At 70.6% G+C, this 20,676-nt stretch carries 21 protein-coding genes and 1 rRNA gene; 10 read left to right on the top strand and 12 right to left on the bottom strand.

All coding sequences use genetic code 11. From position 1 onward, the window contains the following. Positions 1-212: membrane protein insertion efficiency factor YidD (gene yidD / locus D7Y15_RS34205; protein WP_233605196.1), on the top strand; the 212-nt coding region annotated here is incomplete at its 5' end. A 6-nt stretch (positions 213-218) separates the two neighbouring features. On the opposite strand, the gene D7Y15_RS34200 is transcribed toward yidD, so the two are convergent. The 4 genes from D7Y15_RS34200 to D7Y15_RS34185 all read right to left on the bottom strand — a co-directional run bounded on the left by D7Y15_RS34200 (position 219) and on the right by D7Y15_RS34185 (position 6,828). Then, positions 219-1,754 (bottom strand): ATP-binding protein, encoded by a 1,536-nt coding sequence (locus D7Y15_RS34200; protein WP_233605195.1) that lies wholly within the window; start codon positions 1,752-1,754, stop codon positions 219-221. A 44-nt stretch (positions 1,755-1,798) separates the two neighbouring features. Beyond that, positions 1,799-2,263, bottom strand: a complete 465-nt coding sequence (locus tag D7Y15_RS34195; RefSeq protein WP_120579302.1) for a response regulator — start codon at positions 2,261-2,263, stop codon at positions 1,799-1,801. After that, entirely contained in the window at positions 2,260-5,679 is a 3,420-nt protein-coding gene (locus D7Y15_RS34190) for a PAS domain-containing protein (RefSeq protein ID WP_121755200.1), read from the bottom strand. Before D7Y15_RS34190 ends, D7Y15_RS34195 begins: the two co-directional genes overlap by 4 nt. A 255-nt stretch (positions 5,680-5,934) precedes the next feature. Next, a complete protein-coding gene (locus D7Y15_RS34185; RefSeq protein ID WP_121755199.1) occupies positions 5,935-6,828 on the bottom strand; it encodes a DUF4846 domain-containing protein in 894 nt (297 codons plus the stop codon). 193 nt (positions 6,829-7,021) lie between these two features. Here D7Y15_RS34185 and D7Y15_RS34180 point away from each other — a divergent pair, with 193 nt between their 5' ends. Further along, positions 7,022-7,624, top strand: coding sequence for a CDP-alcohol phosphatidyltransferase family protein (locus tag D7Y15_RS34180; RefSeq protein WP_121755198.1), 603 nt, complete (start codon positions 7,022-7,024; stop codon positions 7,622-7,624). Between the two features lie 10 nt (positions 7,625-7,634). On the opposite strand, the gene D7Y15_RS34175 is transcribed toward D7Y15_RS34180, so the two are convergent. The 4 genes from D7Y15_RS34175 to glpD all read right to left on the bottom strand — a co-directional run bounded on the left by D7Y15_RS34175 (position 7,635) and on the right by glpD (position 12,582). Then, positions 7,635-7,814 (bottom strand): hypothetical protein, encoded by a 180-nt coding sequence (locus tag D7Y15_RS34175; RefSeq protein WP_233605194.1) that lies wholly within the window; start codon positions 7,812-7,814, stop codon positions 7,635-7,637. 79 nt (positions 7,815-7,893) lie between these two features. Then, positions 7,894-8,607, bottom strand: a complete 714-nt coding sequence (locus D7Y15_RS34170) for a hypothetical protein (protein WP_148712935.1) — start codon at positions 8,605-8,607, stop codon at positions 7,894-7,896. Between the two features lie 189 nt (positions 8,608-8,796). Continuing rightward, positions 8,797-10,608, bottom strand: a complete 1,812-nt coding sequence (locus D7Y15_RS34165) for a S8 family serine peptidase (RefSeq protein ID WP_120579297.1) — start codon at positions 10,606-10,608, stop codon at positions 8,797-8,799. A 273-nt stretch (positions 10,609-10,881) separates the two neighbouring features. Then, complete coding sequence (gene glpD / locus D7Y15_RS34160; protein WP_121755195.1) at positions 10,882-12,582, bottom strand: glycerol-3-phosphate dehydrogenase; 1,701 nt, start codon at positions 12,580-12,582, stop codon at positions 10,882-10,884. Between the two features lie 208 nt (positions 12,583-12,790). Between glpD and D7Y15_RS34155 the strand changes: the two genes are divergently transcribed. The 4 genes from D7Y15_RS34155 to D7Y15_RS34140 all read left to right on the top strand — a co-directional run bounded on the left by D7Y15_RS34155 (position 12,791) and on the right by D7Y15_RS34140 (position 17,079). Further along, positions 12,791-13,201 carry a hypothetical protein gene (locus tag D7Y15_RS34155; RefSeq protein ID WP_233605193.1) on the top strand — a complete coding sequence of 137 codons (411 nt, stop codon included), beginning with the start codon at positions 12,791-12,793 and terminating at the stop codon, positions 13,199-13,201. A 148-nt stretch (positions 13,202-13,349) separates the two neighbouring features. Then, positions 13,350-15,497, top strand: a complete 2,148-nt coding sequence (locus D7Y15_RS34150; protein WP_121755194.1) for a TonB-dependent receptor — start codon at positions 13,350-13,352, stop codon at positions 15,495-15,497. Beyond that, positions 15,497-16,252, top strand: a complete 756-nt coding sequence (locus D7Y15_RS34145) for a hypothetical protein (protein WP_120579294.1) — start codon at positions 15,497-15,499, stop codon at positions 16,250-16,252. The genes D7Y15_RS34150 and D7Y15_RS34145 overlap by 1 nt, the downstream gene beginning before the upstream one ends. Continuing rightward, positions 16,249-17,079, top strand: a complete 831-nt coding sequence (locus D7Y15_RS34140) for a hypothetical protein (protein ID WP_121755193.1) — start codon at positions 16,249-16,251, stop codon at positions 17,077-17,079. Before D7Y15_RS34145 ends, D7Y15_RS34140 begins: the two co-directional genes overlap by 4 nt. Positions 17,080-17,134: 55 nt before the next feature. Here D7Y15_RS34140 and D7Y15_RS34135 read toward each other — a convergent pair whose 3' ends face one another. Next, entirely contained in the window at positions 17,135-17,329 is a 195-nt protein-coding gene (locus tag D7Y15_RS34135) for a hypothetical protein (RefSeq protein WP_120579292.1), read from the bottom strand. A 217-nt stretch (positions 17,330-17,546) separates the two neighbouring features. Between D7Y15_RS34135 and D7Y15_RS34130 the strand changes: the two genes are divergently transcribed. The 3 genes from D7Y15_RS34130 to D7Y15_RS34120 all read left to right on the top strand — a co-directional run bounded on the left by D7Y15_RS34130 (position 17,547) and on the right by D7Y15_RS34120 (position 19,386). Next, positions 17,547-17,963: a hypothetical protein gene (locus D7Y15_RS34130; protein WP_120579304.1), complete on the top strand. Its 417-nt coding sequence runs from the start codon at positions 17,547-17,549 to the stop codon at positions 17,961-17,963. 100 nt (positions 17,964-18,063) lie between these two features. Beyond that, positions 18,064-18,408, top strand: coding sequence for a hypothetical protein (locus D7Y15_RS34125; RefSeq protein ID WP_120579291.1), 345 nt, complete (start codon positions 18,064-18,066; stop codon positions 18,406-18,408). A 9-nt stretch (positions 18,409-18,417) separates the two neighbouring features. Further along, positions 18,418-19,386: a tetratricopeptide repeat protein gene (locus D7Y15_RS34120; protein WP_120579290.1), complete on the top strand. Its 969-nt coding sequence runs from the start codon at positions 18,418-18,420 to the stop codon at positions 19,384-19,386. A gap of 3 nt (positions 19,387-19,389) precedes the next feature. Here D7Y15_RS34120 and D7Y15_RS34115 read toward each other — a convergent pair whose 3' ends face one another. After that, positions 19,390-19,689 (bottom strand): hypothetical protein, encoded by a 300-nt coding sequence (locus D7Y15_RS34115; protein WP_121755192.1) that lies wholly within the window; start codon positions 19,687-19,689, stop codon positions 19,390-19,392. A 31-nt stretch (positions 19,690-19,720) separates the two neighbouring features. Between D7Y15_RS34115 and D7Y15_RS34110 the strand changes: the two genes are divergently transcribed. Further along, positions 19,721-19,921, top strand: coding sequence for a SlyX family protein (locus tag D7Y15_RS34110; protein WP_120579288.1), 201 nt, complete (start codon positions 19,721-19,723; stop codon positions 19,919-19,921). 9 nt (positions 19,922-19,930) lie between these two features. Here the strand turns inward: D7Y15_RS34110 and D7Y15_RS34105 are convergent, their stop codons facing one another. Together D7Y15_RS34105 and rrf are read right to left on the bottom strand one after the other, a co-directional pair. After that, on the bottom strand, positions 19,931-20,377 hold the full coding sequence (locus D7Y15_RS34105) for a hypothetical protein (protein ID WP_120567841.1): 447 nt from the start codon (positions 20,375-20,377) through the stop codon (positions 19,931-19,933). A 202-nt stretch (positions 20,378-20,579) separates the two neighbouring features. Further along, a 5S ribosomal RNA gene (gene rrf, locus D7Y15_RS34100) occupies positions 20,580-20,676 on the bottom strand; the annotation flags it as partial.

Here is a 20,676-nt window from a genome sequence, read left to right as displayed (position 1 = left end):
GGCTGTGCCTGGTCGCGGTGGGGCTGGTCCTGCTGTACCGCCACGCGGTGCCCCACCGTTGGAAGCGGCAGTGCATCTACACGCCCACGTGCTCGATGTACGGGCTCCAGTCCCTGAAGAAGTACGGCCTCTGGCGTGGAGGCCTCCGCACCCGGGCGCGCATCCGGCGCTGCAACGACGTGCTGTTCCTCGGGGGAACCGACCTGCCCTGAGGCGCCCTACTCCAGCGCCGGAACGGTCAGCTCCTTCGGCGGAACCCGCGGCAGGCGAACGGTGAACACCGTGCCCTCCGCCGCGGACGAACGCGCGTCCACCGTCCCGCCGTGCGCCAGCACCAGCTGCCGGACGATGTAGAGCCCCAGCCCGATGCTGCGCTCGGAGCGCCCCGCCGTCGTGCCGCGCTGGAGCGGCTCGAAGATGCGCGGGAGCATCTCCGGGGGAATGGGGTCCCCCCCGTTGCGCACGTTCACCACGACAGCGTCCTGCTCGCCCCGGCTCTCCACGCGCACCGGCGTGTCCTCCGGGCTGTACTTCAGCGCGTTGCCCAGGATGTTGGACAGCACCTGCGCCATCCGGTCGGAGTCCCACGCCCCCTGCCCGTCCCCCACCTGCTCCATCTGGAGGATGCGCTCCGGATGCGCCGTGCGCGCCTCCTCCACCACCTGCAGCGTGAGCGCATGGAAGTCGCACGGCGCCGCGTGCACCGGGATGCCGCCACCCATGCGCGCCTGCGTGAAGTCCAACAGGTCGCGAATCATCCGCGTGGCCCGCTCCGCCGCGGACAGGACGCGCGCCGCCGCCTTCGCGTGCCACGGCTGGATGTCGTCGCGCCGGAGCATCAGCGATGCGCCCGTGAGGATGGCGCCCAGTGGGTTGCGCAGGTCGTGGCTCACGATGCCAATCAGCTGCTGCTCGAACTCCACCCGCGCCTGCGCCTCGTGCACCAGCTTCTGCCGCTCCTCCTCCGCCCGCCGCCGCTCCGTGATGTCGCGCATGGCGCCCACGATGCGCCGCGCCTTCCCGCTCGCTCCGCGCAGGATGGAGCCCTGCGCCGCCACGTACGCGTACTCGCCGTCCTTGCGCAGCACGCGGTACTCGTCCTGCCACCGGTCTTCGTCCGAATCGAACGCCCGCTGCAGCCCTGACAGCACCCGCTCGCGGTCCTCGCCGTGGATATGCCGGCGCCACCACGCCGCGTCCGCGTCCACCTCTTCCAGGGGGAAGCCGAAGACCTCCTCCGTCGCGTCGCCAATCCAGTGCATCGTGTCCGTCTGGAGATCCAGGTCCCAGATGGCGTCGAAGCTCGCGTGCGCCACCAGCTGGTAGCGCTCCTCGGAGCGGCGCAGCGCCTCCTCCGTGCGCTTGCGCAGCCGCACCCCTTCCGCCTCGCGCAGCGCCCGCCGCACGCTGGGGCCCAGCCGCTCCAGCCGGTCCTTCAGCACGTAGTCCGTGGCGCCGCGCTTGAGCAGCTCGATGGCGCGGTCCTCGCCCAGCGCACCGGACACGAAGAGGAACGGCGTGTCCGGACACACGGCCTTCGCCGCCTCCAGCGCGCTCATCCCGTCGAAGCCCGGCACGTTGTAGTCCGACAGGATGAGGTCGAACTTCCCCTTCTCCAGCGCCGCGACGAAGGCCGCCCGCGCCTGCACGCACTCCAGCGTTGAAGGCAGCCCGCCCTCCTCCAGCTGCGCGGCCACCAGCTGCGCGTCCAGCGGGCTGTCCTCCAGCAAGAGGATGGACAGGGGCCGTTCCATCGAAGGCAGAGTCGTCAGGTCCCGCGCGGCACCGCCGCGTGCGTTCACTTGGGGGCTCCAGTCGTGCCGGGAGAGCCCGGAGGCGGCTGGTTCACCACCGCCCAGAACAGCCCCAGCTCGCGCAGCGCGGACACGAAGTCCGGGAAGGCCACGGGCTTCACCACGTAGGCGTTCACGCCCAGGCCGTAGCTGCGCGCCAGGTCCCGCTCCTCGCGCGACGAGGTGAGCATCACCACCGGCACCGCCTTCAGCTCCGGGGCGCCCTTCACCTTCTCCAGCACCTCCAGCCCGTCCACCTTCGGCAGCTTCAAATCCAACAGCACCACCGCCGGGTGGCCGTCCTGCCGGTTCGCGTACTCGCCCTTGCGGAAGAGGTAGTCCAGCGCTTGCTGTCCGTCGCGCACCACCACCACCTCGTTGGCCAGGTGCACCTCTTCCAGCGCCGCCAGGGTGAGCGCCACGTCGTTGGCGCTGTCTTCCACCAGGAGGATCCGCTTGAGGTCAATCACGCGTGCGTCTCGACTTTCTTCTCCACGGGAGAAGCGCGGGGCAGGGTGAAGGTGAAGGACGCGCCCTGCCCCACGGCGCCCTCCGCCCAGGTCCGTCCTCCATGGCGAGACACGATGCGCCGCACGTTCGCGAGCCCGATACCGGTGCCCTCGAACTCCTCGGCCGTGTGCAGGCGCTGGAAGACGCCGAACAACTTATCCACGTACTGCATCTCGAAGCCCACGCCGTTGTCGCGCACCCACACCGCGACCTCGCCTTCCGTCTCGCGTGCCCCCACCTCGATGAGGGCCTCCGGCTTGGGACGGGTATACTTCAGCGCGTTCGCCAACAGGTTGTGGATGACCTGCCGCAGGAGCGACGGGTCGCCTTCTACCGTGGGCAGGCTTCCCACCCGCCACTCCACCTGCCGCCCGGTGGCCTCCGGCATCAGGTCGCGCCGGGCCTCCTCCACCAGCTGGCCCAGGTCCACCCGCGACTGGCGCAGCTCCGCCCGGCCCATGCGGCTGAACGCGAGCAGGTCATCCACCAGCGTGCCGCCCTGCTTCGCCGCGCCCGCGATGGTGGAGAGGTAGCCCTTCGCCACGTCGTCCAGCTTCGCGCCCGCCCGCCGCTCCAGCAACTGCGCGAAGCCGGTGATGTGCCGAAGCGGCGCGCGCAGGTCGTGCGACACGGAGTAGCTGAAGGACTCCAGCTCCTTGTTCGCCTCCTGCAGCTGGGCGGTGCGCTCGCGCACGCGCTTCTCCAGGCCCGTGTTCAGGTGGCGGATCTCCTCCTCCGCCTGCTTGAGGCTCTCCAGCGTGCGGCGCTCGTCGTCGATGTCCGTGTTGGTGCCGAACCAGCGGACGATGCGCCCCTCGCCGTCCCGCACGGGCCTGGCGCGCGACAGGAACCAGCGGTAGCTGCCGTCCGCGCGGCGCAGGCGGAACTGGTCCTCCCACAGCGTCCCCTCGCGCAGGGCCGCGTTGAAGTGCTCCAGCACGCGCGCGGCGTCCTCCGGGTCGATCAGCTCGCTCCAGTCCTTCTCCCCCACCTGCGAGGGCGACGTCCCGGTGTAGTCGTACCAGCGCTGGTTGAACCAGAAGAGGCGCCCCTCCGGCTCCGCCATCCACGACAGCTGCGGGATGGAGTCCGCCAGCGTGCGGAACTGCTGCTCGCGCTCCTTCAGCTCCGCGGCCAGCGCCTCGATGCGACGGCGCGCCAGCACCTGCTCCGTCACCTCCCAGGACACGGACACGATGCCGTCCACCTTGCCCTCCGCGTTGCGCAGCGGCTGGAAGGTGAGGTTGAAGTAGCCCTCGGGCGCGTCCTGCCCCACGTCACGGCCCAGGCGCATGGGCACCTCGTGGCCGCGGTAGGTCTCGCCGGTGCGGTAGACCGCCTCCAACTGGGCGACCTGCCCCTGCTCGTTCAGCTCCGGCAGCGCCTGGCGCACGGTCAGCCCCAGCAGCGGCCGGGAGCCGGTGAGCTTCAGGCGCAGGTCGTTGGCCATCTCGAAGACGAGCTCCGGCCCGCGCAGCACGGTGATGGCGGCGGGCAGCTGCTTGAGCACCGCGAACAGGTTGCGCCGCTCCGCCTGCGCCGTCTCGTACAGGCGCGCGTTCTCCAGCGCCACGCTGGCCATCTGCGCCAGCTGCACGGCGATGGTCTCGTCCTCCGCGTCGAAGTCGCCCTCCAGCTTGTCGGACACCTGCATCAGGCCCAGGTTGCGGCCGTCATGCCCCACCAGCGGCACCGCCAGGAAGCCCTTCAGGGGCAGCGCGGGCTGCGGCGCGGCGGGCGCTTCCGAGTAGGCCGCGTGCTGACGCAGCTCCGCGCGCGTCAGGCGCAGCGGCCGGTTCTCCTGGCACACCCGGGCGAAGAGTCCGCGCTCGTCCACGCCCACCTGGGCGGCGCCGGGCGCCTGCGGATCATGCTCCACCGCGGACAGCGCGCCGAGCGTCGGCGCGTCCCGTCCATCCGCCACCCGCACGAAGGACTGGTTCGCGCCAATTAGCTTGCGCGCCTTGAGCGTCACGAGCTCCAGGATGGCCGGCACGCTGCCCGCCGCGTTGAGCGCCAGGCTCGCGCGCGACAGGCCGCGAAGCTGCTCGGTGCGGCGCAATTCGCCCGCCATCAGGCGGGCCCGCTCCGCGTCGGCGCGCTTGCGAGCGGTGATGTCCTGCACGGTGCCCACGAAGCGCACCGGCTTGCCGTCCTGGAAGTGCGTGCGGCCCGTGGCGCGCACCCAGCGCTCCACGCCGTCCTTCAACCCCACGGTGCGGTAGGCCACGTCGTAGTCGCCCTTGCCCGTGGGGTCCCAGCTGAGCGCGATCGCGCGCTGCACGGCGTCCCGGTCCTCCACGTGCAGGCCCGCGAGGAACAACTCGTAGGACGACTCCGAATCGGGCGGCAGGCCGAAGAGCGCCTTGCAGCGCGCGTCCCACCTGAGCTCGCCCGTCACCACGTCCATGTCGAAGGTGCCCAGCGCCGTGGCCGTCAGCGCCAGACGCAGGCGCTGCTCGCTGTCCGCCAGCGCGGCCTGCTGCTTTCGCAAATCCTGCGTGAGCGCCTCCGTGTGCCGGCGCGCGCGCACGAACTCCGTCACGTCGGTGGCCAGGGTGATGATGCCGGACGCGGTGCCGTCCACCTCCACCATCGGGTGGTAGATGACGTTGAAGAAGACGGAGTCCGGCTGGCCGTCGCGCACCAGCTTCACCTCGAACTCCGGCCGCACGAAGGGCTGCCTCGTGCGCACCACCCCGCGCAGCACCTCCATAACCTCCGGCTGCGAGGCCATCTCCGGGAACGCGTCCAGCAGCGCCTGTCCCGGCGTCACCCGCCGGCCCACCAGCAGTTCGTAGTAGGGGTTCGCCAGCTCGAAGACGAAGTCCGGCCCACGCGTGATGGAGATGCCCACCGGGGCCTGCATGAAGAACGCGTGCAGCCGCTCGCGGTGGACGGCCTCCAGGGCGTCGCGCTCGCGCTCGCGCAGCGACTCCTCGCGCCGCTGCACGGCTTCGCGCGCCAGGTGCAGCTCCACGAACATGGACACCTTCGCCAGGAGGATTTCAGGCCGCAGCGGCTTGCGCAGGTAGTCCACCGCGCCGTGCGCGTACGCCGCCAGCCACTCCTTCTCGTCGCCGTCGCCCGCGGTCATCAGCAGCACGGGCGTGCGGCGGCTGCGCTCGCGCTCGCGCAGGAGGCCCAGCACCTCCACGCCCGTCATGTCGCCCAGGTTCATGTCCATCAGGACGGCGGCGAAGTCCTCGTCCAGCACGCGCCGCAGGGCCTCGCGGCCGGAGGTGGCGCGCACCAGCCGCTGCCCCAGGGGCAAGAGGATGCCCTCCAGCGCCAGGAGGTGGCCGGGCGTGTCGTCGACAATGAGGATGCTGGCCCTGGGAGAAGACGCGGGCACGGATGCGGCGGCGGAGGACATGGTGGAGGCTCGGGGGACGGGCTCCTCTTCCCTTTAGGCTGACGGGCACACGGCGGGGGACGGGCCCGGCTTCGGTGTGTCGCCCGTTGACGGCAGGACAACACTCCACGCCGCAACCTGCCTCCTGCCTCCCGTCGATTCCAGAAGAACCCTCGGGAGTTGCCCGTTTCACGCCTTCCCGTCCGCCAGGAGACCCACCAGGAGGGCGCCCGTCCCCCAGGCTGCACCTCGTTGGTGCTTCAGGTTTCCAGTCGATCAGGGCGAGGACAGGCGTCGCAGGGACGTCATGGGGAATGGCGCCCAGAAGGGCGTCGCCAGGCTCTCCCCTTCCAGCGGGAACCAGGCCCCGTCCCTTCCCGCCAGGACGTGGAAGTCCTGCGCGGGGGTGAAGCCCTGGCCCACGAGCGCCATCCGTTCACCCTTCGCGTTGGTGGCTACGTCCAGCACGAGCACCGTGTGGCCGGGGCTGCCGCCCAGGACGAAGAAGTCCCCGGGGCGCAGCTGCTCCCGCGTGGGACGGGAGCCTTCCGCTTGGATCGACAGGGTGCCTGCGTAGGTGAAGAGCAGGTTCAGGTAGTTGCGGAAGGCCGCCCGCGAGCTGTCCGCCGCCGCGCTCCCCGGCACCCACATCACCTTCGAGCCGGAGACGCGCGCCCGCTCCCCGGCCGCGTACTTGGGCCAGGACGCCAGGTGGCCGCTGGTGAAGCGGTAGGCGATGCGCTCCGACTGGCCGGACGCCCAGCGCCACTCCGCGTGAAGGCGCAGGATGGAGTCCGCGCACTGCTGGAGGTTCGCGGTGCCCACGTCCAGCTCCCCCACCGCCGCCAGCCGGGAGTCGGAGGCCGCCAGCACGGTATTGCCCTGGAAGTCGCGCACGGGAGAGCCATCGGAGCGCAGGGGCAGGCCGCGCAACCAGGCGCCAAAGGAGCCCGCCTCCAGGGGCATGCGCGCGTAGCCCTCCGGAGGCGCGAAGGTCTCCTCCAGCGAGCGCACCTGGGCGGAGGCTGGCAGCCACGGGTAGCGCGTCCGCTCCTCCGCCGTGGGAGCACGGGTCGCGACCTTCGCCCGTCCGGCCGCTTCACAGCTCGCCAGCGGCAGCGCGACGGTGAGCAGGGTGGCCAGTGCCAGCAGGGGGCGGAAGGTTCCCATCGCGTTCAAGAGGCGGACTCCAGGAGGACGGAGGCCGGGGAAAATCCCGGGCCATGCCCTGGGACACCGTACGCGGGCCGCGGGGTCCTTTCGTCGGGCGTGGATCCACGAGGGCACCGGAGGAGTTCTTCGCTGGACGCTCGCCATGCCGGGCAGGTGCGCCCCGGGGGCCGAGCACTACCTTTTGAAAGCCATGCACCGTCGGGCAAGCCTCGTGCTGCTCAATACGCTGTCCCTGTCGCGACTGCCGCTCGCCGCGGTGTTCATCGCGGTGTCGGACCTGCGCATGAGGGCCTTCCTGGTGGTGCTGGCGGCGGCGACGGACTTCCTGGACGGTTGGATTGCCCGGCACCGGGGACTGGCCACGCGCATGGGAGCGCTCATCGACCCGGTGGCGGACCGCGCCTTCATGGTGACGGCCTTCATCGTGTGTCTGCTGGACGGGCTCATCGACCCCGTGGAGCTGACGCTGCTGCTCCTGCGGGACATCGGCACGGCCATCGGCTTCATCGTCGCCAGGGTGCGGCCGGACATGCGGGCCGTCGAGCTCAAGGCGCGGATGCTGGGCAAGGTCGTCACGACGTTGCAGCTCGCGGTGTTGCTGTGCGTCCTGCTCTACCCGCCGCTGGTGCGGCCGCTCGTGGCGCTCGTCGCGCTGCTGTCGCTGGCGTCGGTGGTGGACTACACGCGGGCGGTGTGGCGTCAGCGTCAGCGCCGGGAACTACCGCCGTCACGGCCGTCCTCGCACCTTCCCCATGGGCCCACGGGTGCGCCCATGGGGTCCGTGCGGGAGTGACGCGAACGCCTCACGCGGGCACGGCGCGCATGTCCACGGACAAGGCCAACCGGGCGCGTTCGCGCTCCATGGCGGCGCGCTCGCCGTCGGACAGGGCGTCCCAGACCTCGTCCATCGTGTCGAGCAGCGCATCCGCTTCGGGTGAATCCCCGCCGGGCGCGCAGGCGCGGACGAGGGCCAACTTGTGCAACAGGGTTCGGTATCGGTTGTAGACCGTCATCGTCCGGGAGACGCGGACGGGGCCATGCGGCTGACGGAGGGGCCGGGGGCTACCGGCGGCGTTGAGTCTCGGCGTCGCGCCGGGCCTCGGCGCCGGTCAGCACGGCGATCTCCCGCGTGTGGCTCCGGCCCACCAGGTTCACGGTGGCGCGCACGCGCTCGCCCTCCTTGAGCTCCGTCACACCGATGTCCTCACCGTCGCGGACGACGCGCGTCTGGGTGCTGATCTCCAGCGGCAGGCGTGAGCCATCGTTGTCGATGACGACCACCGTATCGGACACCGAGCGCACCTTCCCCCGGTAGATGGCGTCCACCACCGCGACGCCCTGCGAGGCGCCAGGAGCGGAGGGCTTCGCCGTGGAGGGAGCCCCTGTCCCCGTGTTGCCCGTCCCCCCCGTGCCCGAGTTCGTCTCCGGGCCCGGGTTGGGCGGAGTCGTCTGTCCCTCCGGGTTCGGCTCCGCGCTGGGGCTGTTTGGATCCGACCCAGCCTCGGTGCCCTGCGCGGGCGTGGTGCCAGGAGCCGTCCCAGCGGGGGCCTGCGTGTTCGTCCCGGAGCCGCCCGTCCCCGGCTGCTGCTGCGGCACGGGCGCCGGAGCTTGCGGCGTGGCCGCGGGAGTCCGCGGCGTGATGACTCGCGCACCTGCGGGAGCAGGAGTCTCCTCGGACGCCGCGTCATCCTCCATGCCGCCGGATGGAGTCCCGGCGCACATCAGCAGGCAGGCCAGCCCCGCGATCCCCAATCCCAGCCAGGTGTCTCGCCTCATGCGCCGCGTGCCTCCCTTCGTGGGAAGGTGCACGCGCACGCGGCGCGAACCACCCGCCCGGAGGACTTGCGGTCGCCTGCCCGCCCGGGCTGCCAACCCACGACCCGGCGCCTGCTCGGGAAAAGGAAACGCCCCCGGTCCCACGAAGGGACGCGGGGGCGTCAGGCCCACGGGCGCGAAGGCGCGCGGTTACGGCAGCGGGAGCGGACCGCCGCCCTGGGGCAGCGTGCGCGCCAGCTCCACGGCCTTGGCCGCCTGCACCAGGCCATACCCGTACTTCTCGTCCTTGCCCGGCGTCGTCTTGTCGTCCTTCGCCGTCTTCTCCAGCACCGCGCGCACGTGCGCGGCGCTCAGGTCCGGCCGGGCGCTGAACACCAGCGCGGCGACGCCCGACACGTGCGGGGTGGCCATGGAGGTGCCCGACTCGCGCTGGTAGTCCAGGCCGGTGATGGACACCGTCACATCCTGGCCCAGCAGCTTCTTGAGGGACGCGCCGGCCGCCATGGACACCGACACCGTGGGCACCCAGTGCGAGTTCGAGGAGCCCAGCGTGAAGGTGCCCTCCGCGTCGTCCGCCACGTTGTTGCCGATGATGACCGCGCGGGCGCCGGCCTGGATGACGTTGCGCGCCTTCTCCTCGAAGAACAGGTCGCCGCGGTCCACGTACGCGACGAAGCCGTCGCAGGTGGCGGTCTCACCGCACGCCGCCCGGTCCGCGCCCAGGCCGCAGTTGACCAGCCGGCCCGTGTACGTGCCCTGCGCGGTGTACGTGAGCGGCGACGAGGTGACGGGCGCCGACGCCGCGGTCACCGAGGACAGCGACGCCGCCCCCAGCACCGTGGCGCTCAGCACGTTCACGCCGGGCCCCACCACGGACAGCTCCTGGCCGAACTGCGAGAAGGGCGCGTACTCGCCCTGCAGGTCCACCGCGCCCACCGCCATCACCGACGGCAGGTACGCGGCCGGATACGCGATGCCGCGCTTGCCGTCGTTGCCGCTGGCCGCGACGGACAGCATGCCGTTGCCGTTCTCCCAGACCTTCTCGAACATGAGCTGCTCGGTCTCGGACGGATCCGGCGCGCCCAGCGACAGCGAGGCAATCCGCGCCCCTTGCGAATGGCACCAGTCCACCGCCGCGATGACGTCATCCGTGCGGCCGCCGCCGTCCGTGTCCAGCACGCGCGCGACGAGCAGCGACGCGCCCGGCGCCACGCCCACCACGCCGTTCGGCTCCTCCCCGGGCGCCACGCGAGCGCCGGAGCCCGCGCCGAACTGCGCCAGGATAGTCGCGGACACGTGCGTGCCGTGGCCGCCGCCCACCTTCAGCACGCCCTGGGACACGCTCTGGTCGGACGGGTCGTCATCGTCGTCGACGAAGTCCTTGCCCATGACGAACGCCGCCTTCAGCTCCGGGTGCTTGCTGTCCCAGCCGCTGTCGATGACGCACACCTTCACGCCCTCGCCCGTGGGCGCGCCGGGGTCGATGACGCCGTCGTTGTTCGCGTCCCACAGCTGAGGGACCTGGATCAGCTTCAGTCCCTCCGTGTACTCGCCCACCGACCCCTGCGTGCTGTACGCGCCCTGCCACGACGCCAGCGGCGGGGGCGTGGGCAGCCCCAGCGCGCGCACGCGGCGGTTGGGCGTCACGGAGAGCACGTCCGGGTGGAGCTTCAGCGCGGAGATGGCCTCCGGCGACAGCCGGGCGGACACCACGTTCATGTTCGGGATGCGGCGCTTCACCGTGCCGCCCTCGCGCTCCACGGCCGCCGCGATGTCCGCCGAAGCTGCCAGCGCGCTCGCGGACACCTTCGACTTGTAGGTGATGATGACGCCGTCCGGCGCCGTGTCCGTGCTCAGCGGGGAGACCCCCGGCTTCGGCAGCGACACCTCCGCGGTGCCAGGACACGCCTGGGGCAGGACATCGATGGGTTCGGGGTCGCTGCCACAGCCGCTCGCCACCAGTCCGGACAACCCGAGCCCAAGCCAAAGCCAACGCTTCATGGGGTGTATCTCCTTCGCCCGGCCAACGTGGATTACCGCGCCGTGACCTGCCGCCCCCGAAAAGGGGGCCGGGAAGAACGGGCCGACCCTGCTTCCCGTTCCCCAGACGATTTAAGCATGGACGCAGCACGACTGCTCGGGCGGCTGTCGTGCGCCCGACGGCCATCCGGTGCCGGTCCATCGTGAGGCGCTCAACGCTCGTGGGGAGCGCCTCGTTCGCGGCAGGACCTCCGGCCCGGCATGACGCACCGTGCCCGGCCACCTGGCAGGACGTCAGGCGTCAGAAGGATCCACGCCGAAGATGCGCTGGGCATCCACGGCATAGGCCGCCAGCTGACGCTCGGTCTCCGCGGCGTCCCACCCCAGGAGAGGCGCCATCACCTCCGCGGCGCGGACAGCGGCGGCGCGGCCCTGGTCGCGCGTCTCGAACGCGACCTTGAGGCGGCGGATGAGCAGGTCCGCCAGCGTCTGGACCATCTCGTGGGACACGCCCCAGGCGGCCTCGGCGCGGCGGTAGGGCAGGCCCTCCACCAGCGGCTCGGCCAGCGCGGGCGACTCGCGAGTGAGCGCCCACACCGCGTGCCAGCGGCTGCCGTACGCGCGAACCAGGTGTTCGCCCGTGGCGGCATCCCCCACCTCCTGCTTCGCCGCCGCGAGCTCCGCGTCCAGCTTGAGGATGTCGCCGCCCGGCAGGGGCTGCTCGTGGGTGACGGGCTTCTTGTGCGGGCGGGACAGGTGGCGCTCCACGGCGTTGACCACATCGCGGGCCATGACCCGGAAGGTGGTGAGCTTGCCGCCGCTGATGGCCAGCACGCCGGACGGGCTCACGTCGATGGAGTGCTCGCGGCTGGCGCTGCCCGCGTCGCTGTTGCCGTGGTAGCCGCTCGCCGCGAGCGGGCGGATGCCGGCCCAGGCGCTGACCATGTCCTCGCGGGTGAGGTTCGCCTCGGGGAAGAAGGCGTTGGCGGAGGAGAGCAGGTAGGCCACGTCCGCCTCGCTCGCGCGCACCTCGGCCGGGTGGGCGCGGGTGGCGGTCTCCGTCGTGCCAATGAGGGTGAACGCATCCGCGGGCAGGATGAACATCACGCGGCCATCCACGGGAGACAGGAGCGTGAGCGCATCCCCGATGTTCAGCCGCGAGCGGGGCACCGCGATGTGCACGCCCTTGCTTCCGCGCACCGCGGGCCCCGTGCGCTCCTGCTGCGACGAATCCAACTGGCGGATCTCATCGCTCCAGGGCCCGGTCGCGTTGACGACGGCGCGAGCGTGCACGGTGTGCTCCAGGCCGGTGAGGTGATCCATCACCACCGCGCCCTTCACCTTGCCGTCCTCCAGCACCAGCCGCTTCACGGAGGCGTGGTTGAGCACCACCGCGCCGGCCTCGCTCGCGCCCAGCGCGTTGGCCAGCGTGAGGCGAGCATCGTCGGTGGCCGCGTCGTAGTAGCGGGCGCCGCCCTTGAGCCCCTCGGAGCGGATGCCGGGCTCGGCCTCCACCAACTGCTTGAGCGACAGGCGCTGATACGCCTTCACGTTCCGGAACAGGGACAGGGCGTCGTACAGCATCAGGCCCGCGTTGAGCTTCCAGCGCGGCACGCGAGCCCCTTCGTAGACGGGCCAGATGAAGGCCAGCGGGCGCACCAGGTGAGGCGCCAGGTGGAGCAGGCGGCGCCGCTCGATGCTCGACTCGAAGACGAGCCCCAGGTGGCCATGCTCCAGGTAGCGCAGGCCACCGTGGATGAGGCGCGACGAGCGGCTGGACGTCCCGCTGGCGAAGTCCTCGCGCTCCACCAGGGCCACCTTCAGGCCCCGCAGCGCCGCGTCCCGAGCAGCACCCGCCCCCGTCACCCCGCCGCCAATGACGAGCAGGTCGAACGACTCACTCCCCAGCGCACGCAGACGGTCGGCGCGCGAGGGCGGGGCGGGAACCTCGGTAGAGGCAGGCAGGGAACGAAGAACGGCGGATTCGGAACGCACGTGACGAGTCTATGACGGGAAGTCTGTGGCCGCAGCGGATTCCGATGCAATGCGTCAAGCGGTCCACGGGGTCATGGGACTGGGCGGCAAGGAACTGTCTGGCAGCGGGCGGCGGAGGCCGCCTTGCGTGTCGTGGGGAGGACGGATAGGCAGGCAGCCGCCTCACCTCCCCCGTCCTGGACGCTCCGCCGCCGTACCCCGAACCGCCGTGTGGGATACCCGAGACCGACGAGACCTGGCGTTCCTGGGACTGTGGGTCCTGGTGTACGGGCTCGCGGTGGCGCCGGTGCTGCACGCGGTGGTGGGACACGGCGGAGGCCTTGGGCGCCACGAACACGGCGTCAGCACCCACGTCCACCGGACCCAGGCCGCATGTGACGCGACCCGTGCCGCGTGTCCGACGGAGTCCGAACAGGGCGCGCCGGAAGGAGCGAAGCAGGGCCACGGCCACCAGCACCTGACGGGCTCGGTGGAGCACCTGCTGGCGGTGGCGGCGAGCTGGACGGTGTTCGTGCCGCCGAAGTTGCGCTGGGTGTCCTGGCGCGTGGAGCCGGAGCGAAGCCCGGAGTGGTCACCGGGTCAGCGGTTGCGGTCCGCGGCGATGCCGCAGGGCCCCTAGCCCCCGTCGGACTTCCGGAAGGATGACTCGCGAGCATGCGGACCGTCTGGCCCAGGCCAGACACGGGCCTGCGTGAGCGTGTGTCCTCGAGCCCCGTCTGTCTTTCAACCCGCACGCTCCGGAACGCGTCCCGACGCGAGCCGGGGACGTGCCGTCGTCTCCTCGTGTCGTCCCCACCGTGACCATGTTGCTCATCGCGTTCGCCACGCTCTCGACGAGTCTTCCCTCGGCCGTGCCCGCCGCACAGGAAGAGCCGCGCCAGGAAGTCACCGGTCATGTGGAGACAGAAGCCACGCCGGAACATCAGCAACCCGAAACACAACAGCTCACGGAGGCCACCGGGAAGCAGCGGTCCACGGTGGTGCGAGGCACACGTCCGGCCCAGAGCGCCGCCGAGGTCACCATCGGCCGGGACATCCTCGACACGGCACCGCGAATGAACGCGACGGACGTGCTCCGCGTGGTCCCGGGCCTCGTGGCCTCGCAACACAGCGGCGAGGGCAAGGCACAGCAGCTCTTCCTCCGAGGCTTCGACGCGCTCCACGGCCAGGACGTGGAGCTGAACGTCGGAGGCCTGCCGGTGAACGAGGTGAGCCACATCCACGCGCTCGGCTACGCGGACACCAACTTCATCATCCCGGAGCTCGTCCAATCGCTGGAGGTGACGGAGGGCTCCTACCGCGCGTTCCAGGGTGACTTCGCGGTGGCGGGAACGGTGCGCATGGACCTGGGCGCCCGAGAGAAGGGCGTGGAGTTCGCGGGCACGCTGGGCCAGTTCAACATGCGCCGGCTCGTCGTGACGGTCCGCCCGGGCGAGGACCCCGGAACCTTCGCGGCGGCGGAAATCGGAGAGAGCGACGGCTTCGGCCCCCAGCGAGGCTACGGCCGGGCCACCCTGCTCGCCCAGGCGAACCTGGACCTGGGCCACGGCCTGAGCGCGCGAATCCTGGGAGGAAGCTACGTCACGCGTTTCGACTCCCCCGGAGTGGTGCGCGAGGACGACCTCGAAGCCGGGCGCCGCACCTTCTACTCCGGCTCCTTCGACCGTCAGGGAGGCACGGTCTCCAGGCACCAGCTGCTCATGGGCGTGGACCTCCCGCGCGAGGGCACCGCGCGCACGCGCCTGGAGGCCTTCGGAATCCTCTCGGACCTGCGCCTGCGCAACAACTTCACGGGCTACCGGGTGGACGACCGGGGCGACGGCCTGGAGCAGACCCACGACGGCTCCACCCTGGGCCTGCGAGCCGAGCACCGCCGCCAGGTCACGCTCTTCGACCGCCCCGTAGCGTTGGAGCTGGGCCTGGGAGGAAGGCGCGACGGCATCCACCAGACGCAACGCCGTTACCGCGAGACGGACGGCACCTTCTTCGCGGAAGAAGTGGACGCGAACATCACCCAGACGGACGTCTGGGGTTACGCCGAAGCCAGGCTCCCACTGGGACGCTGGGCCTTCCGGCTGGGAGGCCGCGCTGACGCGCTGGGCGTGGAGGTCTTCGACGCGCTCGCCTTCCGAGACCCGCGCTACTACGACGGACAGGGCTACTCGCGCAGCGCCTTCGGGGTGCACTGGGGCGCGAAGGCCGGCGTCGAATACGCGCTCACGGACACCTGGGCCCTCTTCGCCAGCTACGGAGACGGCTTCCGTTCCCCGCAGGCGCGAAGCCTCGCGGAAGGAGAGCAGGCGCCCTTCGTGAACGTGCACGGCGCGGAGCTGGGCACGAGGAGGGATGGAGAACGTCTGTCCTTCCAGGCGAGCGTCTTCGGCTCGCAGGTAGCGGACGACTTCTTCTTCGACCACACGGTGGGCACCACCGTCTTCACGGGAGAGACGCTGCGCACGGGCATCTCCGCGTCCCTGCAGGCGCGTCCGCTCGAAGGCGTCACGGCCGCGCTGAGCGCCACGGTGGCGAACGCGACGGTGACGAAGACAAACGCGAAGCTCCCCTACTTCGCGCCGCTGGTCGCTCGAGCGGACATCGGCTGGGAGAAGCCGCTGCCCGGCATCGACTCCGTGCTGTCGCTAGGTACGGGCCTCACGCTCATCGGGCCCAGGCCCCTGCCCTACGACGAATACAGCCGCACCGTGTTCCTCGCGGACGTGCAGGCAGCGCTGCGCCGGGGAGCGCTCGCGCTGCGGCTCGACGTGAAGAACCTGCTCAACACGCGCTGGCGCGACGGCGAGTTCGTCTACAGCTCGCGCTTCGACCCCACCACCCAGCCGAGCCTCGTTCCAGCCAGACATTTCACCGCGGGGGCACCACGCGTGGCCTCGCTCAACCTGGAGGTCCACCTGTGATGAACCCGATTGCACTGGCCTTGACCGTGGCACTGATGAGTCTGGGCTGCGGAGGAAAGACCGAAGCGGAGCGCCGCACCTTCGCCGTGACGATGACGGCGACAGCGCCCACGGCCCCCAACGAGTACGGCTGGACGGTGACGCCCGAAGCCGCGCAGCTCTCCGTGGGCTCGGTGCGCTTCTTCGAGGGCCGCGTGCTGCTGTCGCAACGCCTGCCCCGCTTCGACTGGTACTCGCTCATCGGGGGCACCGCGCACGCGCACCCCGGCCACTACGTCCCGGGCGACGCGCTGGGCGAGGTGTTGAACACCCGGACCGTGGATCTGCTCGCGGGCGGCAACCTGGGTGACGCCAACGCCGTCACCGGTGCGTACGGCTCACTGGAACTGACGCTCGTGACGCCCACAGCGGCCACGGACGCACAGAACGTCCTCGGAGGCCACCAGGCCCACGTGCGAGGCACCGCGACCCACACGTCCGGAGCCACGGTGCGCTTCGACGCGACGGTGGATCTGCCCAAGGCCATCGAAGGCGTGCGCTTCGAGCGCGACCTCCAGCAAGAGGCCGGCTTCGTGCGCATCGCGGTGGATCTGGGGACTTGGATGGACCGCATCGACTTCGCCACCGCGTCGCTTCCTGACGCGGCTGGCGTTTCCACCTTCCCCGCCAACAGCCAGGCCCAGAACGGCCTGGTGCGCGGCGTGGAAGACACCAGCGCCTACGTCGTGACGTGGGTGGAAGGAGCAGCGGAATGAGGAAGCATTGGCTGATGGGAGTGTCCTGCCTGGCCCTGGTCGCCTGCTCGTCGGGTCAAGGCAACGTGACGTTCACCGCGTACGGGGAGGACTTCATCGAAAAGGAGATCCCCGCCAGCGCCTTCGAGGACGGCTGGACGGTGAAGTACACCAAATTCCTCGTGAAGCTGAGCGAGGTGAAGGTCGCCAACCACGAGGGAGAAACCGCCGCCGAGCAGACGGCCGCGAAGGTCTACGACGTGCACCGTCCGGGCCCCGTGGACGTCGCGAAGTTCAGCGACCTGGCCGCCGAGGAATGGGACGAGGTGAGCTACGCCATCGCCCCCGTCACGAACGCCACCGCCGGTAATGCGGACGCGGAGGACGTGACGCGGATGAACACCGAAGGCTGGTCCGTCTACGTCGAGGGCACGGCCACCAAGGGTGCGGCGACCAAGCGCTTCCACTGGGGCTTCGCGACCAACACCCTCTACGAGCACTGCGAGAACGAGGACATCGGCAACGGCGTCACGGTGCCCAAGGGCAGCACGGAGACGGTGCAGCTCACCATCCACGGCGACCACTTGTTCTTCGACGACCTCCAGTCGCCGGACGCGAAGATGCGCTTCGACGCCATCGCCGCGGCGGACAGCACGGGCGTGGTCGGCCCGGATGGCGAAATCACCCTGGATGAGTTGGGCCTGGTGAACCTGACGACTCTGCCCTCGGACCAGTACGGCACGGGAGGCGCGGGCAGCGTGCGGACGCTGCGCGACTTCGTGACGGCGCTCGTGCGAACCGTGGGCCACTACCGCGGCGAAGGCGAGTGTTCGCCGCGCGTCCGCTAGGACAACGCCCCCGGAGGGGCCGGCCCGAACGCGCGGCCGGCCTCTCCCGTTTCACTCAGCGCTTCGAGGAATCATCCCCGCCCGTCATGCCCCCACCGCCGTGCGACGGCATGTTGGACGGCGGGTTCGGAGGACGGTTCGGGTTCATCTGGTTGGAGCGGTTGTCCTGGGCGGACTTGTGCTCCGGGCGCTCGGGGTTCTTCGTGTTGGAGCGCTGATCATTCGGGTTCGGGGTCTTGTGCTTGCTCATCGTGCGGCGTCCTCCGTGTGTCCGGACATGGGCGCCCGGACGGAAGGCACGGTAGGGAGACGCCTCCAGGAAGCGCAGGGGCCCAGCGGGCGCTGCCTGGTGTCCAGCACCGGTCGCTCGGACTGCCCTCCCCGTCCAGGGATCGCTCGCCGCGGTCTCCTCCGGATGCCAGGGAGGATGCGAATGCCTACTCCTTGACCCCGGGGAGGTGCGGCGCGTGAAGACCGTGACCTACGAGCGCAGTGGCCAGACGAACACCGGGGCGCAGGCGCTGCGAGTGGAAGGCCTCAAGCACCTGCGAGTCCTGGAGCAGGGCGAACCGGTGGTGGAGCGGGACCTGACGCCAGAGGAGATCCGCCGCCTGGCCCCGTTGCTGGAACCCCTGCAGCAGGAGCCCGAACCCGCCGCCCTCGCGCCCCAAGCAGGAAGCCCGGACATCCTGGCGGTGACCCTGGCCTTCGAGGACGAGGAGACGCCCCGGTTGAGGCTCGCCACCGAGCGGCTGCCCGCGAAGGGAGGCGGGTATGATCGCCTGCTCGCGGAGCTGGACGCCCTGCTGTCGGCGGAGCTCCACGCGCGTGCCCCGCGCCACGCCCACGCCGTCCTCCCCCACCAGCTCCGTCACGATGAATGACGGAGGCCATACGGTCCGTGAGGGCCGCGTCGCCCGGGGCACAGCAGGGGAGCAGCCGGGGCCGGTTGCCCTGGAGGCCCGGTTCTGACAGACAAGAAGCATGAAGCGCGTGCAGTTCTCCGTGCACCGCACGGTTGGAGAGGCACGGATGCTGGCGGGGGCCCTGGAATTGGCCGGGCTCTCGGTCGACATCCGGGGCGAGTCCCTGGTCCCACTGAGCGGAGAGATTCCCAGCACCGAGGCCTGGGTGGAACTGTGGCTGTGGCCGCAGGAACTGGAAGCCGGGCGCCAGGTCCTCGCGGAGCTCCAGGCCAACCAGGAAGCCGCCAGCCGTTCTGTGACGTGTCCACGCTGTGGCGAGGAGAACCCCGCCAACTTCGAACTCTGCTGGAGCTGCGAGCTGGAACTGCCGTCGGGGCTGCGCCCACACCTCCGGGCCGTCTAGAAACGCCCCATGAGCGACCCAGCGAACGAACCGGAGGAGCGAAGCGGCCGACGCCGGAACCAGGGTCTCCGGGGCGTCATCTGGGTCTGCGGGGCGGCGCTCGCCATCCACGTCATTCCCCTGTTCCTGCCCCGCGACATGCCCGAGCAGGAACTGGCCATCGCGAGGGCCACGGAGAACGTGGAGGGCCGCCTGCGGTTCCTGGTGCCCCTGAAGCACAACGACAAGGCAACGGCGGCGGACCTGCGCGAGGCGGCCGAGCTCCTGCGAGAAGGAGCCCCCGCGGAAGCGCACGACCTGGCCCTGGAAGCCGAGCGGAGGGACCCGAACGCCCTGGAGACCCAACTCCTGCTCGCGCGCATCTGCGACCGGGAGCGGATGTCGCGCTGCGTGGACCAGTCGCTCGAAAAGGCGCGGAAGCTCGCGCCGGCGGACCCACGGCCGGAGCTGCTCCGGGCGGACCTGAGCGAGGCGAAGGGCGACGTCGGGGGAGCCACGGAGGCCCTGTCCCGCGCGTACAGCCACACTCCAGGCGATCCCCTCATCGGCATGCGCTACGGCCGGCTGCTCAGCCGGATGGGCAAGCCCGAGGACGCCCTGAAGGTCTTCACCTCCCTGGAGGGCAAGGTCCCCACGGCCCGGCTCCTGGTGGAACAGGGGCTGGTGCTGACCAAGAATGGCCGGAGCCGCGAAGCCGTGGGGCTGTTGCAGCAGGCAGTGCAGAAGGACCCGAAGCTCACGGAAGGCCACTTCCAGTTGGGCATCGCCTGGTTCGAGCTGGGGAACGAGACCGCCGCAGAGGAGGCCCTTCGTCAGGCGGACCGCCTGGACGTGTCCGACACGCGGGCGCTGGGCACCCTCTGCACCCTCCAGGTGAAGGCGGGGAAGCTCGAGGGAGCACGTCAGACGCGCACGGACCTGGAGCGGCGCTTCCCGCAGCGGATGGACGCCATCCGGGAGCAGTGCCGGCTGCCGTGAAGTTCAGCGCGGCTCCTGCTCCCGAATCTGGCGCAGCATCCGCGCCGCGGCGATGACCGGCGAGTCCACGGACCCGTCGGCCCGTTCGGTGCGCACCACCGCCTGGAGGAAGGGGATTGCCTCTTCATCCCGGCCCTGCTGGAAGAGCAACTCCCCCAGCGCGAACCGTGCCTGGGTGAGGAGGACCAGGTCCTCCGCCGCCACGGCCGCATCGATGGCATCACTCAGCGCGGACTCCGCCAGCTCGGGCTGTCCGCGTCCAAGCAGCTCGCGGGCGCGCTGCAGGTGTTCAAGGGTATTCATGGGGCACGGTCCCCGAGCGGAGAAGACGGCAATGGAAGACAAGCGCCTGGTCGAGCTGGAAATCCGCTACACGCAGCAGCAGGAGCTGCTGCAGGAGCTGAGCGACGTGCTCTACCAGCAAGGGCGCGTCATCGACGCGCTCCGGGGGGAGCTGGACCAGCTCAAGCGCAAGCTGGACGCCGAGCCGGGCCTGGTGGACGCCCGCCAACAGGAGCGGCCACCGCACTACTGAGCCAGGACCTCAGAACTTGTAGCCCAGCCGCAGGCCGATGATGGGATTCGGATCGAGGTAGCCCACCTCGATGCCGATGCTCGCGGCCTTGCCCTGGAGGCCAAAACCAAACGCCGCATGGGCCTTGAAGGTGTCCCCCTTGAAGAAGATCCACGGGCCCGCGAGACCCTCGATGTAGACGTTCCGGCCCACCGTCGCGCGAAGCGAGATGTCCAACGGAACGCCAATGATGTTGCCGTCCGTGACGAGCACCGCGCCGAACCGGGCACCCACGAAGAGTGGACCCGCGACATGCCCTTCAACGCCCAGCGTGAAGTTGAACGCGGCGCTGGTGTCGACCCAGTAGTCCGCCCCCACGCCCAGGCGGACGCCGGACTGCTGCGCCTTGGATTCCGCGGGCGCCAGCAGGAGCCCCAGTGCGAACAGACCAGCGGCGTAGATTCGAAGCAGATGCATGCGAGAGGCTCCTGTCCAGAGAGGGGGGAAGGAGCGCCACTCAAGCAAAGCAGCCAGGGTCAGGCCAGCCTCAAAGCCAGGCGGCTGTACGTTCGCATCCCGTCGGATCAATCCACGAAGAAGCGTGCGCCTGAGCTTCGTGACACAAGCCCGCAAAGACAAAGCCCCTGGCGCCTTGCGGCACCAGGGGCTTTCAAAAAGAATCCGGCAGCGACCTACTCTCCCACGCGGTTTCCCGCGGAGTACCATCGGCTCTGGAGGGCTTAACTTCCGTGTTCGGGATGGGAACGGGTGTGACC

It is taken from the genome of Corallococcus sp. AB030, from assembly GCF_003668965.1.
Lineage (GTDB): Bacteria > Myxococcota > Myxococcia > Myxococcales > Myxococcaceae > Corallococcus > Corallococcus exiguus.
Note: the sequence above shows the minus strand (reverse complement) of the source record. Positions and strands in the feature narration are given on the sequence as shown.

Excerpts from the sequence above, each read along its gene's own strand:
- D7Y15_RS34200 (WP_233605195.1), bottom strand. The coding sequence starts at position 1,754 with ATGGAACGGCCCCTGTCCATCCTCTTGCTGGAGGACAGCCCGCTGGAC.
- D7Y15_RS34190 (WP_121755200.1), bottom strand. The coding sequence starts at position 5,679 with ATGTCCTCCGCCGCCGCATCCGTGCCCGCGTCTTCTCCCAGGGCCAGC.
- D7Y15_RS34185 (WP_121755199.1), bottom strand. The coding sequence starts at position 6,828 with ATGGGAACCTTCCGCCCCCTGCTGGCACTGGCCACCCTGCTCACCGTC.
- D7Y15_RS34180 (WP_121755198.1), top strand. The coding sequence starts at position 7,022 with ATGCACCGTCGGGCAAGCCTCGTGCTGCTCAATACGCTGTCCCTGTCG.
- D7Y15_RS34170 (WP_148712935.1), bottom strand. The coding sequence starts at position 8,607 with ATGAGGCGAGACACCTGGCTGGGATTGGGGATCGCGGGGCTGGCCTGC.
- D7Y15_RS34165 (WP_120579297.1), bottom strand. The coding sequence starts at position 10,608 with ATGAAGCGTTGGCTTTGGCTTGGGCTCGGGTTGTCCGGACTGGTGGCG.
- D7Y15_RS34145 (WP_120579294.1), top strand. The coding sequence starts at position 15,497 with ATGAACCCGATTGCACTGGCCTTGACCGTGGCACTGATGAGTCTGGGC.
- D7Y15_RS34140 (WP_121755193.1), top strand. The coding sequence starts at position 16,249 with ATGAGGAAGCATTGGCTGATGGGAGTGTCCTGCCTGGCCCTGGTCGCC.
- D7Y15_RS34135 (WP_120579292.1), bottom strand. The coding sequence starts at position 17,329 with ATGAGCAAGCACAAGACCCCGAACCCGAATGATCAGCGCTCCAACACG.
- D7Y15_RS34125 (WP_120579291.1), top strand. The coding sequence starts at position 18,064 with ATGAAGCGCGTGCAGTTCTCCGTGCACCGCACGGTTGGAGAGGCACGG.
- D7Y15_RS34120 (WP_120579290.1), top strand. The coding sequence starts at position 18,418 with ATGAGCGACCCAGCGAACGAACCGGAGGAGCGAAGCGGCCGACGCCGG.
- D7Y15_RS34115 (WP_121755192.1), bottom strand. The coding sequence starts at position 19,689 with ATGAATACCCTTGAACACCTGCAGCGCGCCCGCGAGCTGCTTGGACGC.
- D7Y15_RS34110 (WP_120579288.1), top strand. The coding sequence starts at position 19,721 with ATGGAAGACAAGCGCCTGGTCGAGCTGGAAATCCGCTACACGCAGCAG.
- D7Y15_RS34105 (WP_120567841.1), bottom strand. The coding sequence starts at position 20,377 with ATGCATCTGCTTCGAATCTACGCCGCTGGTCTGTTCGCACTGGGGCTC.